The sequence below is a fragment of the Caulobacter sp. P1_B12_2 genome (assembly GCF_056406675.1).
This window is the reverse complement of sequence record NZ_JBFTZS010000086.1, coordinates 1-12,615: the sequence shown is the minus strand read 5'-3', so window position 1 is coordinate 12,615 and position 12,615 is coordinate 1. Positions and strand designations below refer to the sequence as shown.

The following is a 12,615-nucleotide window of genomic DNA, read 5'->3' as shown; positions in this document are numbered from 1 at the left end:
GCCCCTATCTTGCCCGCGAATCTCGTTTGGATTCATCTTTCCGGAGACGCCGCCGTGGACCGCCTCGAAAAGCTCTGCATCGAAAAGGGCATGCGCATGACCGACCAGCGTCGGGTCATCGCGCGCGTGCTGTCGTCGGCCACCGACCATCCGGATGTCGAGGAGCTGCACCGCCGCGCCCACGCCGTGGACCCGCACATCTCGATCGCCACGGTCTATCGGACGGTGCGCCTGTTCGAGGAGAGCGGCATCATCGAGCGTCACGACTTCCGCGACGGCCGCTCGCGCTACGAAGAAACCCCTGACCACCACCACGACCACCTCATCGACATGAAGACCGGCAAGGTCGTCGAGTTCGTGGACGAGGAGATCGAGGCCCTGCAGAACGCCATCGCGCGGAAGCTGGGCTACAAGCTGGTGGACCACCGGCTGGAGCTCTACGGGGTTCCGATCGAGGAGTAGCGGCTTTCTTCTCCCCCTTGCGGGAGAAGGAAGACAGGTGTGTCCCCCAAAACCTTGCACGCGGGCCCCCTCGCGCCCATAACCTCGCCGCATGAGCGAGACCCCGCAAAAGCGCCTCTATATCAAGACCTACGGCTGTCAGATGAACGTCTATGACAGCGAGCGCATGGCCGATGTCCTGCGTCCGCTGGGCTATCGCGTGGTCGAAGAAGCCGAAGGCGCCGATCTGGTGGTGCTCAACACCTGCCACATCCGCGAGAAGGCCACCGAGAAGGTCTATTCCGAGCTCGGCTACATCAAGCAGATGAAGACCCGCAAGGCCGAGGCCGGCGGCAAGATGACCATCGCCGTGGCCGGCTGCGTGGCCCAGGCCGAGGGCAAGGAGATCATGCATCGCCAGCCCGCGGTCGACCTGGTGGTCGGACCCCAGGCCTATCACCAGCTGCCCGAGCTGATCGCCCGCGCCCACCGGGCCACCGGCGAGCGCTTGAGCGCCGACTTCGCCGCCGACGAGAAGTTCGACGCCCTGCCGGCCGAGCGCCAGGTCAACGGCGTCAGCGCCTTCCTGACCGTGCAGGAAGGTTGCGACAAGTTCTGCACCTTCTGCGTGGTGCCCTATACCCGCGGCGGCGAGTGGTCGCGGCCGCCCGAGYAGATCGAGGACGAGGCCAAGCGCCTGGCGGACCAGGGCGTGCGCGAAGTCACCCTGCTGGGCCAGAACGTCAACGCCTATGACGGCGGCGGCTACACCCTGGCCAAGCTGGTGCGTCGCCTGGCGAAGATCCCGGGCCTGGACCGCATCCGCTACACCACCAGCCACCCGCGCGACATGGGCGACGACCTCATCGAGGCGCATGGCGAGCTGCCCGAGCTGATGCCCTACCTGCACCTTCCCGTGCAGGCCGGGTCGGACAAGATCCTCAAGGCCATGAACCGCGACCACACGGCCGAGAGCTATGTGCGCCTGATCGAGAAGATCCGCGCCGCGCGGCCCGACATCGCCATGAGCGGCGACTTCATCGTCGGCTTCCCCGGCGAGCGCGACGGCGATTTCGAGAAGACGCTCGAGCTGGTCCGCGAGGTTGGTTTCGCCTCGGCCTTCTCGTTCAAATATTCGCGCCGGCCGGGCACCCCGGCCTCGGCCATGCCCGGCCAAGTGGACGAAGCCGTCAAGGCCGAGCGCCTGGATCGCCTCAACGTCCTGCTCGACGAGCAGCAGAAGGCGTTCAACGCCCTGCAGGTCGGCAAGGTCATGCCGGTGCTGTTCGAGAAAAAAGGCCGCAATCCCGGTCAAATCGTCGGTCGCAGTCCCTATCTTCAGGCGGTGCACGCGGTGGGCCCTGACAGCCTGCTGGGCCAGATCGTTTCCGTCCGCATCGAGTCGTCGGCCAAGATGAGCCTGGGCGGCGTGCTCGAAAATCAACCTCTCGCCCCTAAGCCCATTTGGGAGCCCGCTTGAGCCGTACGCCTGAGTTCCTGCCCCTGTCCGACACCGCCGTCCGCGCCGTTTCCGGTCCGAGCGGTCGTCACGCCGCCCTGATCGAGGACGCCTTCAAGGTGTTGATCGAGACCCCGGGCGGCGGCGTCACCATCACCGGCGACGTCAAGGGCCGTACGGGCGCCAAGCGGGCGTTGCGCGACCTGTCCGAACGCGCCGACGCCGGCGACGAAGTGGTCGAGGCCGATGTCCGCGTCGCCGTGGGCGAAGCCCAGAGCACCGGCGGCCAGGCCTCGTCCCGCACCGTGCGCAAGGGTTCGGTCTCGCCCAAGACCAAGGGTCAGGCCCGCTACATGGAGGCCATGGGCAGCCATCCGCTGTGCTTTGGCCTGGGTCCAGCCGGCACCGGCAAGACCTTCCTGGCCGTGGCCCAGGGCGCGGGCATGCTGCTGCGCGGCGAGGTCGATCGGCTGATCGTCACCCGTCCCGCCGTCGAGGCCGGCGAAAAGCTCGGCTTTCTTCCGGGCGACCTGAACGAAAAGGTCGACCCCTACATGGCTCCGGTCTGGGAGGCCCTGACCGACATCATGGGCGCCGACCAGCTGCGCCGCCGTCGTGAGAAGCTGGAGATCGAGGTCGCCCCGATCGCCTTCATGCGCGGCCGCACCCTGGCCCATGCGTTCGTCATCGTCGACGAGGCCCAGAACTGTTCGCGCCTGCAGATGAAGATGGTCCTGACCCGTCTGGGCGAGGGCGCGCGGATGGTGGTGACGGGCGATCCGACCCAGGTCGATCTGCTGAACCCCCGCGATTCCGGCCTGGCCCACGCGGTGTCGATCCTCGAAGGCGTCGAAGGCGTGGCGGTGTCGCGCTTCACCTCGGCCGACGTGGTGCGCCATCCGCTGGTCGAGCGCATCGTCAAGGCCTACGACGCCGACGCCCTGCAGACGACGACGCGCTAGATGACGATCACCCCCCAATGATCACCGTGGACATCGAGATCGAGGACGAGGCCTGGACCAAGGCCGAGCCCGAGGCCGAGGCCCTGGTCTGGCGCGCCGCTCAGGCGGTGCTGGACGCCCACGAGGACATCACGGGCAACGGCATCGTCATCCTGCTGGCCGACGACGACAGCGTCCAGGCGCTGAACCGCGACTTCCGCCAGAAGGACTACGCGACCAACGTCCTGTCCTTCCCGTCGCCACCTAATCCGGAAGGTCAGATCGGCGACATCGCCCTGGCGTTCGGGGTTTGCCAACGCGAAGCGATCGAGCAGGGCAAGCCTCTTGCGCACCACTTGCAACATCTGGTGGCGCACGGGGTGCTTCATCTCTTAGGATACGACCATCAGGACGACGCCGAGGCCGAGGCCATGGAAGCGTTCGAGCGCGAGATCCTCGCCGGCTTGGACATTCCCGACCCCTATGCCGAACCGCCGCCCGCAGAGGGATAACCAAGCCAGGGCATGCCCAGCGACGACCAGAGTTCCCCGCCCGTCGGTTCGGCTCGCCTGAGCCGAGGCGTGCGGGCGTTCTTCCGAAAGATGCGCAAGGACCTGGCCGGCCGGGGCGCGCCGGGTCTGTCCGAGGCCACGCGCCCGGCTGACCCCGCCTTGGTCCACGAGGTCGACATGGTCGACCAGGCCGAGGCCTTCCAGAGCCTGCGGGTGGCCGACGTGATGACGCCCCGCGCCGACATCGTCGCCGTCGAGGCGGGCGCGCCGTTCGAAGCGGTGGTGGCTCAGTTCACCGAGGCCGAGCACTCGCGGATGCCGATCTACCGCGAGACGCTGGACGATCCGGTCGGGGTGATCCACGTCAAGGACGTGTTCCGCCTGCTGGCCAACGACGGAAAGCGGCCGGCCCCGAGCGACCAGATCCTGCATCGCCTGCGGCGCGAGGCGCTGTACGTGCCGGCCTCGATGCGGGCCGCCGACCTGCTGCTGCGCATGCGCACCAGCCGCATCCACATGGCCCTTGTCATCGACGAGTTCGGCGGCACCGACGGCCTGGTCACCATGGAAGACCTGATCGAGGCGGTGGTCGGCGAGATCGACGACGAGCACGACGACGCCCAAGTCTCCAACATCGTCGCCCGCCCCGGCGGCCTGTTCGAGGTGGATGCGCGAGCGCCGCTGGAAGACCTGGAAGCCGCCCTCGACCGCGACCTGGCGCCGCCGGACATGGAAGAGGACATCGACACCGTCGCCGGCCTGGTCGTGGCCCTGGCCGGCCGCGTGCCGCAACGGGGCGAGGTGATCGCCCACCCCGCCGGCTTCGACCTGGAGGTCGTCGAGGCCGACCCGCGTCGCGTGCGCCGCGTCCGGGTGCGTCCGGCGGCGGTCGCCGGGACGGCCGAAACGCCTGGCCGCGTGGCCGCTTCGTGAACCTGCCGGCTTTGCCGAAGCTGACGCCGTGGCGGGTGCGCGGCCTGGCCCTGCTAGCCGGATTGGCCGCCGCCCTGGCCCATCCGCCGTTCGGCGTCCTGCCGGGCCTGCTGGGCTACGCGGTCCTGCTGTGGCTGCTCGATGCGATCGACGGCCCCCGGCCGCTGCGGTCGGCCTTCTTCCGCGGCTGGCTGATGGGCCTGAGCTATTTCGGCCTCTCCACCTGGTGGATCGCCGAGGCCTTCATGGTCGACGCCGCCAATCAGGGCTGGATGGCTCCGTTCGCGGTGGCCGCCATGGCCGCCGGTCTGGCGCTGTTCTGGGGCCTGGCGGCGGTGCTCTACCGCCTGATCCGCCCGCTCGGCGTGCGGAGGGTGCTGGTGTTCGCCGGGGCCTTCGCGGTCCTGGAATGGACGCGCGGCCACATCCTGACCGGCTTCCCCTGGAACCTGCCCGGCGAGACTTGGCGGGCCGGCTCGGCCGTGTCGCAGTTCGCGGCGGTGGTCGGCGCCTATGGCCTGACCTGGGTCACCCTGGTCATCGCCGCCGCCCCGGCGGTCTGGCGCGAGGGCCGGCGAGGGCAGGTCGTCGTGGGATCGGCGGCCGTCGTGCTCGCGGCGCTTTACATCGGCGGCGCCGTGGCGCGACCGGCGACCTCGGCCGGCGGCCCGAATGGGCTGACCGTCCGCATCGTTCAGGCCGACATCCCGCAGGAATCCAAGTGGGACGCCGCCCGCTTCGCCCAGATCGTCCAGGCTTATGTCTCGCTGACCGCCAGGCCCTACGCCGGCAAGCCCGCCGCCATCGTCGTCTGGCCCGAAGGCGCCCTGCCGCTGGCGATCAACGACTACATGGTCCCCGGCAGCTGGGTGCGGCAGGCGATCATCGACGCCCTCCAGCCCGGCCAGCTCCTGCTGATCGGCGGCTATCGCTACGAGGGGACGCCCGACAAGCCGGTCTATTACAACAGCCTGGTCGCCTTGCGCCGTACGGCCGACGACGTCGTGGTGGTCGGGATCTATGACAAGCACCGGCTGGTGCCGTTCGGCGAATACCTGCCGGCCGACGCCCTGATGACCCGGCTGGGCGTCAAGAGCATGGCCCACCTGGGCGACGGCTTCGCAACCGGACCCGCGCCTCGACCGCTGCGGATCGCCCCGGACCTGCTGGTGCAACCGCTGATTTGCTACGAGAGCCTGTTCCCGCGCCTGGCGGAACCGACTCCCGGGGTGCGCGCTATCGTCAATGTCTCGAACGACGCTTGGTTCGGGGTGACCTCCGGACCTTTGCAGCACCTGAACCTGGCCAGCTACCGCGCCATCGAAACGGGCACGCCGATTATCCGCGCCACCCCTACGGGCGTGTCCGCCCTGATCGATGCGCAGGGAAGAATTTTGCCCGGCGCCCGCTTGAAACTTGGCGAATCAGGGGTGATCGACGGTAAGGTTAGCGATATCAGTTCGCCGACCCTGTTCTCCAAGCTTGGGCACTGGCCGTTCGGATTGCTGCTTTTGGTTTCATTTGCCGCGGCAATTCGCGTTCCAGGAGGTCGAGGCTTGGAAAAAGTCCTAAACTGAAACAGACAAGCTTCCAGATATCCGTGGCTTCCCCCCGAGTGATTGAAACGGCATGAACACGACCCCTGACCAAGAACGCTCCCCGAACCCCGTCGACCTGCACGTCGGCGCTCGGATCCGCATGCGGCGCAAGATTCTTGGCGTCAGCCAAGAGCGCCTGGCGGACGACCTGGGCCTGACCTTCCAGCAGGTGCAGAAGTACGAGCGTGGCGCCAACCGCGTCAGCGCCTCCAAGCTCTACGAGATCGCCAAGAGCCTGCAGTCGTCGGTGTCCTACTTCTTCGAAGGCCTGGCCGACCCGACCGACTTCGAGGGTTTCGAGGAAAACGGTTCGGAGCAGTTCGTGCACGACTTCCTGATGACCCCCGAAGGTCTGGAACTGGCCGCGCTGTTCCCGCGCATCGGCAAGTCCCGGGTCCGCCGTCGCATCCTGGATCTGGTTCGGTCAATGGCCGAGGACATGATCGAAGAAGTGTCAAAGGACTGATTCTGGGACCAGATCCGGCGAAAGCCCGCCGGCGCGACTTGCGGACATAAACTTATCTTTATATGTTCGCGATAGTCCGTCGGGCAGCCGTCCGGGCGGGCGGCGTCATGTCCGGAGCTGATCCTTGAGCCGTTCTTCCTACATCTTCACCAGCGAAAGCGTTTCTGAAGGCCATCCGGACAAGGTCGCTGACCGGATCAGCGACACCGTCGTCGACGCCTTCCTGACCGCCGACCCCGAAGCGCGCGTCGCTTGCGAAACCCTGGTCACCACCAACCGCATCGTCCTGGCGGGCGAAGTGCGGGCCGGCAAGCCGGGCGGCGACAAGGCCGCCAACAAGCAGCTGACCAAGGACATCCTCGGCTCGCTGGAGTCCAAGGTCCGCGCCGCGATCAAGGACATCGGCTACGAGCAGAAGGGCTTCCACTGGCAGAAGGCGAAATACGCCAACTACCTGCACGGCCAGTCGGCCCACATCGCCCAAGGCGTGGACGCTTCGGACAAGAAGGACGAAGGCGCCGGCGACCAGGGCATCATGTTCGGCTACGCCAGCACCGAGACCCCGGAGCTGATGCCGGCCACCCTGCAATACAGCCACAACATCCTCAGCCGCCTGGCCCAGCTGCGCCACTCGGGCGAACTGTCGGAGCTCGAGCCCGACGCCAAGAGCCAGGTGACCCTGGAGTATGACGCCACCGGCAAGCCGGTCCGCGTCGTTTCGATCGTCGTGTCGCACCAGCACAAGAAGAAGATCGACGGTAAGGCCGCGACCTCCAAGCGCGTGCTCGACCTGATCAAGCCCCACATCCTGCCGATCTTCCCGGAAGGCCTGATCACCAAGAAGACCCAGTGGCTGATCAATCCGACCGGCCGCTTCGAGATCGGCGGCCCGGACGGCGACGCCGGCGTCACCGGCCGCAAGATCATCGTCGACACCTACGGCGGCGCGGCCCCGCACGGCGGCGGCGCGTTCTCGGGCAAGGATCCGACCAAGGTCGACCGCTCGGCCGCCTATGCTTGCCGCTACCTGGCCAAGAACGTCGTGGCCGCCGGCCTCGCCGAGCGCTGCACCATCCAGATCGCCTACGCCATCGGCGTGGCCCAGCCCGTGTCGTTCCACGTCGATCTGCACGGCACCGGCAAGGTTGATCCCGAAGTGCTGGAAAAGCTGCTCCCCACCCTGATCGGCGGCGCCACCCCGCGTTCGATCCGCGAGCACCTGCAACTGAACAAGCCGATCTACGCCCGCACCGCCGCCTACGGCCACTTCGGCCGCACGCCGGACAACGAAGGCGGCTTCTCGTGGGAGAAGACCGACCTGGTGTCGGAGCTGAAGGGCCTGGCGTAAGCCATGAGCGGCCCCCGGAGTGAAATCTGGGGGCCGCCCCATACCGAAGCCGAACTCGACGCCGCCCAGGCGCGGTTCGGCTTTTTCTTTCCGCCCGACCTGCGGGCGCTGCTGTTGAAGCACCGGATCGTCGGCGCCCTGGACTGGACCCGCGATCACGAGAAGCTTGCCGAAAGCTTCGCCTGGCCCTGCGAGGGCCTGTTATTCGACGTCGAGGAAAACGACCTTTGGTGGCCCGAATGGGGGCCGCGTCCCGCCGATCCCGCCGAGCGGGCGGCCGTGCTGCGCCGCGTCGTGGCCGCCGCGCCCAGGCTGATCCCCGTCTACGGCCATCGCTACATGCCCGAGACGCCGCGCGAGGCCGGCAATCCGATCTTCTCGGTCTATCAGGCCGACATTGTCGTCTATGGCCGGGACCTGGAGAGCTACATCGACCACGAGTTCCTGGCCGATCCTCTGGATTTCAACCTGCGGGACCAGGGCAAGGCGATCCCGTTCTGGTCGGACATGGTCCGCTGGGGATATTCGACGGCGCCCTAGCTCCCGCGGCGGTCAGGCGCTAAGACCCCGCCCATGACCAATCCCACCCAGCCCCACGGGCCGCTGCGCTCGTTCGGCCGCCTGAAGTCGCGGCCGGTGAAGCCGCGCCAGCAGGCCTTGCTCGACACCCTTCTGCCCGAGATCGCCGTGCCGACCGCGCCGTTCCAGCCGCGCGACCTGATGCCGGAAGCGACCGAAGTCTGGCTTGAGATCGGCTTCGGCGGCGGCGAGCACATGGCGGCCCAGGCCGGCAAGCGCCCCGATGTGCTGGTGATCGGCGCCGAACCCTTCGTCAACGGCGTGGCCAGCGCCGTGCGCCACGTCGAGGAGCAGGGGCTGAAGAACGTCCGCATCCACGAGGGCGACGCCCGCGACGTGGTCGGCTGGCTGCCCGACGCCTCGATCGATCGCCTTTTCATCATGTTCCCCGACCCCTGGCACAAGGCCCGCCACAACAAGCGCCGCCTGATCCAGCCGGCCTTCGTGGCCGAGCTGGCCCGGGCGCTGAAGCCGGGCGCGGCCTTCCGGTTCGCCACCGACTGGGCCGACTACGCCGAGTGGACGATCGAGCGGGTGCTGGCCGACCCGGCCTTCCGCTTCGCCGACGAAGCCGCCGACCGCAACGCGGCGCCGGCCGACCACGTCACCACCCGCTACGAGGAAAAGAAGCTGGGCGACTGCGCGCCGGTGTTCCTGGACTTCGTCAGGACCTGACGCCTCCGCCTGCGGCGCCGCCTCGTGCTAGGCTGGCCGCCAGCCCGCGTCTCGACGGGCGCGGGGGAAGCGGTCATGACCTGGCTGAACGATCACATCCATATCGTCCTGATCGTCGGCGGCCTGCTGACGATCAGCATGCTGCAGTTCGCGATCACGCCGACGCGCGCGTCGAAATCCACCTATGGCGAGACCCTGGAAGGGCCGCTGGTCGACCTCATGGTCCGGGGCTGGGGATTCCTGATCGCGCTGATCGGGGCGATGATGCTGTGGGCCGCCCTTCACCCCGAAACGCGGACCCTGGTGGTCAGCGTGGCCATCGCCAGCAAGCTTTTCTACATCGGCGCGCTGGTCGCCCACCGAAAGCGGTTCCTGAAGGGCTTCGCCGCCGTGACGGCGGGTGTCGACCTCGTCATGGTGGCGTTGCTGGGCGCATGGCTGTCGACCGCTGGTGTGAGCTAGATACGAAAAAGGGGAGCCCGCCGGTCGGCGAGCTCCCCTTCGGGATCATGCGATGATCGCGGGTCTCAGGTGGTCTCGTCGTGGCGCTTGATGGCCGCGCGGATCAGTTCGGCGGTCTCTTCCGGATCGGCCCAGCCGGTGATCTTGGTCGACTTGCCCTTTTCCAGATCCTTGTAGTGCTGGAAGAAGTGGGCGATCTGCTCGGTCAGGATGACCGGCAGGTCGCGCCAGCTGGACACGCCGGTGTAGAACGGGTGCAGCTTGTCGACCGGCACGGCCAGGATCTTTTCGTCGTAACCCGCCTCGTCGACCATCATCAGGGCGCCGATCGGGCGGCAGCGGATGATCGCGCCGGGCACCACCGGGGTCGGACCCACGACCATGATGTCGGCCGGGTCGCCGTCGTCGGCCAGGGTGTGGGGGATGAAGCCGTAATTGGCCGGATAGAACATCGCCGTGTGCAGGAAGCGATCGACCATCAGCGCGCCGCTGGCCTTGTCGATCTCGTACTTCACCGGCTCGCCGCCTTGCGGGATCTCGATGACGGCGTTCAGGTCGTACGGCGGGTTCACGCCGACGGCGATCTTGGAGAGGTCCATTGTGACTCTTCGTTTTGGGAAAGGTCCCGCGGGGAGGCGAGCCTGCGCGGGGCGCTTATAGGCCACAAGTGCTGCGGTGCGGAAGAGGTGACGATGAGTCACGACGGCGGGGGGCTTCCAACCGCGTAAACATCGCGCTATATAGCTCCTACATCGTCCGTCAGCGCTGATAGCGCTTTCGAGCGGCGGCCCGAAAGGCTGCCGCTTTTTCTTTGGCCGCTCGCCAGCTTGACCTTTTGGGAGCTGATCGCGGGGCCCAGTGAGTTGAGAGAACCGTGCGCGGCAAGACGCAGGAAGATATCGGTCTGGTCGAATTGCTCGATCCCGTCGCCGAGTCCGTCGGCTACGAGATCGTCCGCCTGCGCCTGATGGGCGGGGCCGAGCAACGCCGTCTGCAGATCATGGCTGAACGTCCGCTGCAGGAAGACGGCAGCGGCGGCGACATGAACGTCGAGGATTGCGCCAAGCTGTCGCGCGCCATCTCCGAGATCCTGGACGCGGCCGACCCGATCAGCGGCGAATACACCCTGGAAGTCTCCAGCCCCGGCGTCGATCGCCCGCTGACGCGACTGAAGGACTTCGACACCTATGCCGGCCTGGAAATCCGCATCGAGCTGGACCGCGTCGCCGAGGGGCGCAAGCGCTTCAAGGGCGAGCTGGCCGGCGTCGAGGACGGCCAGGTGGGCCTGAACATCGAGGGCGAGGACGACACCACCGTCTATTTCCCGTTCGAATGGATCGTCGACGCCAAGCTGGTGCTCACCGATCAATTGATGAAGCGGGGCGCCGACCAGCGCGCCGCCCGCGTCGGAGCCGAAGGCGAAGGCGCAAACGAAGATGACGTCGGAGCCGAAGGCGAAGGCGCGGATAACGAAGACATCGGCTCTGACGAAGACGCCGACGACGATATTGACCTGTCCGAAAGTGAAGAGGACTGACCATGGCTATCGGCATTTCCGCCAACCGCCTCGAGCTGCTGCAGATCGCCGATGCGGTCGCGCGTGAAAAAGGCATCGAGAAGGAAGTCGTCATCGAGGCGATCGAGGACGCGCTGCAGAAGGCCGCCCGCGCCCGCTACGGCGCCGAGCACGACATCCGCGTGAAGATCGACACCAAGACCGGCGAAACCACCCAGAAGCGGGTGATCGAGGTCGTTCCGGACGACTTCGAGCTGGAAGGCGAGATCGGCAAGGTCCAGCTGTCGTCGGCCAAGCGCACCTGGCGCGACGCCGAGGTCGGCAAGATCTACGAAGAAAGCCTGCCGCCGTTCGAGATCGGCCGCGTCCAGACCCAGATGGCCCGCCAGGTCGTCATGCATAAGGTCCGCGAAGCCGAACGCGAGCGCCAGTACGACGAGTACAAGGATCGCGCCGGCGAGATCGTCAACGGCAGCGTCAAGCGCGTCGAGTACGGCAACGTCATCGTCGACCTGGGCCGCGGCGAAGGCATCATGCGCCGCGACCAGTCGATCCCGCGCGAGAACTTCAACGTCGGCGACCGCATCCGCGCCTACATCTACGACGTCCGTCGCGAGACCAAGGGCCCGCAGATCATGCTGTCGCGCGCCCACGGCGGCTTCATGGCCAAGCTGTTCGCGCAGGAAGTGCCGGAAGTCTACGACGGCGTCATCGAGATCCGCGCCGTGGCCCGCGACCCCGGTTCGCGCGCCAAGATGGCCGTGATCTCCAACGACTCCAGCATCGACCCGGTCGGCGCCTGCGTCGGCATGCGCGGCTCGCGCGTGCAGGCCGTGGTGGCCGAGCTGCAGGGCGAGAAGATCGACATCATCCAGTGGTCCGAGGACGAGGCGACCTTCATCGTCAACGGCCTGGCCCCGGCCGAGGTCTCCAAGGTCGTCATGGACGAGGAAGACGAGCGCGTCGAAGTCGTGGTCCCGGATGAGCAGCTGTCGCTGGCCATCGGTCGCCGCGGCCAGAACGTCCGCCTGGCCTCGCAGCTGACCGGCTGGCAGATCGACATCATGACGGAAAGCCAGGAAAGCGAGCGCCGTCAGAAGCAGTTCACCGAGACCACGGCCCTGTTCCAGGAAGCCCTGGACGTCGACGAGGTCATCGCACAACTGCTGGTCACCGAAGGCTTCGCGGCCGTCGAGGACGTCGCCTATGTCGAGCCGCACGAGATCGCGGCCATCGAAGGCTTCGACGACGAAACCGCCGAGGAACTGCAGACCCGGGCCCGCGAATTCCTCGACAAGGAAGCCGCGGCTCTCGACGCCAAGCGCGTCGAGCTGGGTGTCGAGGACAGCCTGCTGGAGATCGAAGGCGTCACCCTGCCCGTGGCCGTGGCCTTGGGCGAAGGCGACGTGAAGTCGGTCGAGGACCTGGCCGGTCTGATCCCGGACGACCTGCGCGGCTGGTTCGAAACCAAGGACGGCGAGCGCACCCGCGAAGCCGGCATCCTGGACAGCTTCAACCTGTCGCCCGAAGACGCCGAAGCGCTGATCATGCGCGCCCGCGTCGTCATGGGCTGGGTCGAGGCTCCGCCCGAACCGGAATATGTCGAGGAAGAGGTCGAGTTCGAGGAAGAGGCGGGCGAGGAGCCGGCCGAAGTCTCTGAAGAAGCCCCTGAAGAGGTCGAGGCC

14 protein-coding genes are annotated in these 12,615 nt (G+C 67.2%); 13 read left to right on the top strand and 1 reads right to left on the bottom strand.

Features of this window, described 5'->3' with window-relative positions:
• Positions 1-54 precede the first annotated feature (54 nt).
• The 11 genes from AC1DZ6_RS07745 (at position 55) to AC1DZ6_RS07695 (ending at position 9,414) form a co-directional block, all read left to right on the top strand.
• Positions 55-462 (top strand): Fur family transcriptional regulator, encoded by a 408-nt coding sequence (locus AC1DZ6_RS07745; RefSeq protein ID WP_035081264.1) that lies wholly within the window; start codon positions 55-57, stop codon positions 460-462.
• A 91-nt stretch (positions 463-553) separates the two neighbouring features.
• Positions 554-1,921, top strand: a complete 1,368-nt coding sequence (gene miaB / locus AC1DZ6_RS07740; protein WP_477096613.1) for a tRNA (N6-isopentenyl adenosine(37)-C2)-methylthiotransferase MiaB — start codon at positions 554-556, stop codon at positions 1,919-1,921.
• The gene (locus AC1DZ6_RS07735) at positions 1,918-2,862 is read left to right on the top strand and encodes a PhoH family protein (RefSeq protein WP_477096612.1); all 945 of its coding nucleotides are present in this window, start codon (positions 1,918-1,920) and stop codon (positions 2,860-2,862) included. The genes miaB and AC1DZ6_RS07735 overlap by 4 nt, the downstream gene beginning before the upstream one ends.
• Before the next feature lie 32 nt (positions 2,863-2,894).
• Positions 2,895-3,353, top strand: a complete 459-nt coding sequence (gene ybeY / locus AC1DZ6_RS07730) for an rRNA maturation RNase YbeY (RefSeq protein WP_477096614.1) — start codon at positions 2,895-2,897, stop codon at positions 3,351-3,353.
• Between the two features lie 12 nt (positions 3,354-3,365).
• Entirely contained in the window at positions 3,366-4,286 is a 921-nt protein-coding gene (locus AC1DZ6_RS07725) for a hemolysin family protein (RefSeq protein ID WP_477096611.1), read from the top strand.
• A complete protein-coding gene (gene lnt, locus AC1DZ6_RS07720) occupies positions 4,283-5,863 on the top strand; it encodes an apolipoprotein N-acyltransferase (protein WP_477096610.1) in 1,581 nt (526 codons plus the stop codon). Before AC1DZ6_RS07725 ends, lnt begins: the two co-directional genes overlap by 4 nt.
• A 52-nt stretch (positions 5,864-5,915) precedes the next feature.
• Positions 5,916-6,350 (top strand): helix-turn-helix domain-containing protein, encoded by a 435-nt coding sequence (locus tag AC1DZ6_RS07715; RefSeq protein ID WP_477096609.1) that lies wholly within the window; start codon positions 5,916-5,918, stop codon positions 6,348-6,350.
• Positions 6,351-6,474: 124 nt separating this feature from the next.
• A complete protein-coding gene (metK, locus tag AC1DZ6_RS07710) occupies positions 6,475-7,698 on the top strand; it encodes a methionine adenosyltransferase (RefSeq protein ID WP_477096608.1) in 1,224 nt (407 codons plus the stop codon).
• Positions 7,699-7,701: 3 nt separating this feature from the next.
• On the top strand, positions 7,702-8,238 hold the full coding sequence (locus AC1DZ6_RS07705; protein ID WP_477096607.1) for an SMI1/KNR4 family protein: 537 nt from the start codon (positions 7,702-7,704) through the stop codon (positions 8,236-8,238).
• Positions 8,239-8,271: 33 nt separating this feature from the next.
• On the top strand, positions 8,272-8,952 hold the full coding sequence (gene trmB, locus AC1DZ6_RS07700) for a tRNA (guanosine(46)-N7)-methyltransferase TrmB (protein ID WP_477096606.1): 681 nt from the start codon (positions 8,272-8,274) through the stop codon (positions 8,950-8,952).
• A 75-nt stretch (positions 8,953-9,027) separates the two neighbouring features.
• Positions 9,028-9,414: a hypothetical protein gene (locus tag AC1DZ6_RS07695; RefSeq protein WP_477096605.1), complete on the top strand. Its 387-nt coding sequence runs from the start codon at positions 9,028-9,030 to the stop codon at positions 9,412-9,414.
• A 65-nt stretch (positions 9,415-9,479) separates the two neighbouring features.
• On the opposite strand, the gene ppa is transcribed toward AC1DZ6_RS07695, so the two are convergent.
• Positions 9,480-10,013, bottom strand: coding sequence for an inorganic diphosphatase (ppa, locus tag AC1DZ6_RS07690; RefSeq protein WP_477096604.1), 534 nt, complete (start codon positions 10,011-10,013; stop codon positions 9,480-9,482).
• A 275-nt stretch (positions 10,014-10,288) separates the two neighbouring features.
• Here ppa and rimP point away from each other — a divergent pair, with 275 nt between their 5' ends.
• The gene (gene rimP, locus AC1DZ6_RS07685; RefSeq protein ID WP_477096603.1) at positions 10,289-10,951 is read left to right on the top strand and encodes a ribosome maturation factor RimP; all 663 of its coding nucleotides are present in this window, start codon (positions 10,289-10,291) and stop codon (positions 10,949-10,951) included.
• Positions 10,952-10,953: 2 nt separating this feature from the next.
• Positions 10,954-12,615 (top strand): transcription termination factor NusA (gene nusA, locus AC1DZ6_RS07680; protein ID WP_477096602.1); only part of this gene is annotated, 1,662 nt, incomplete at its 3' end.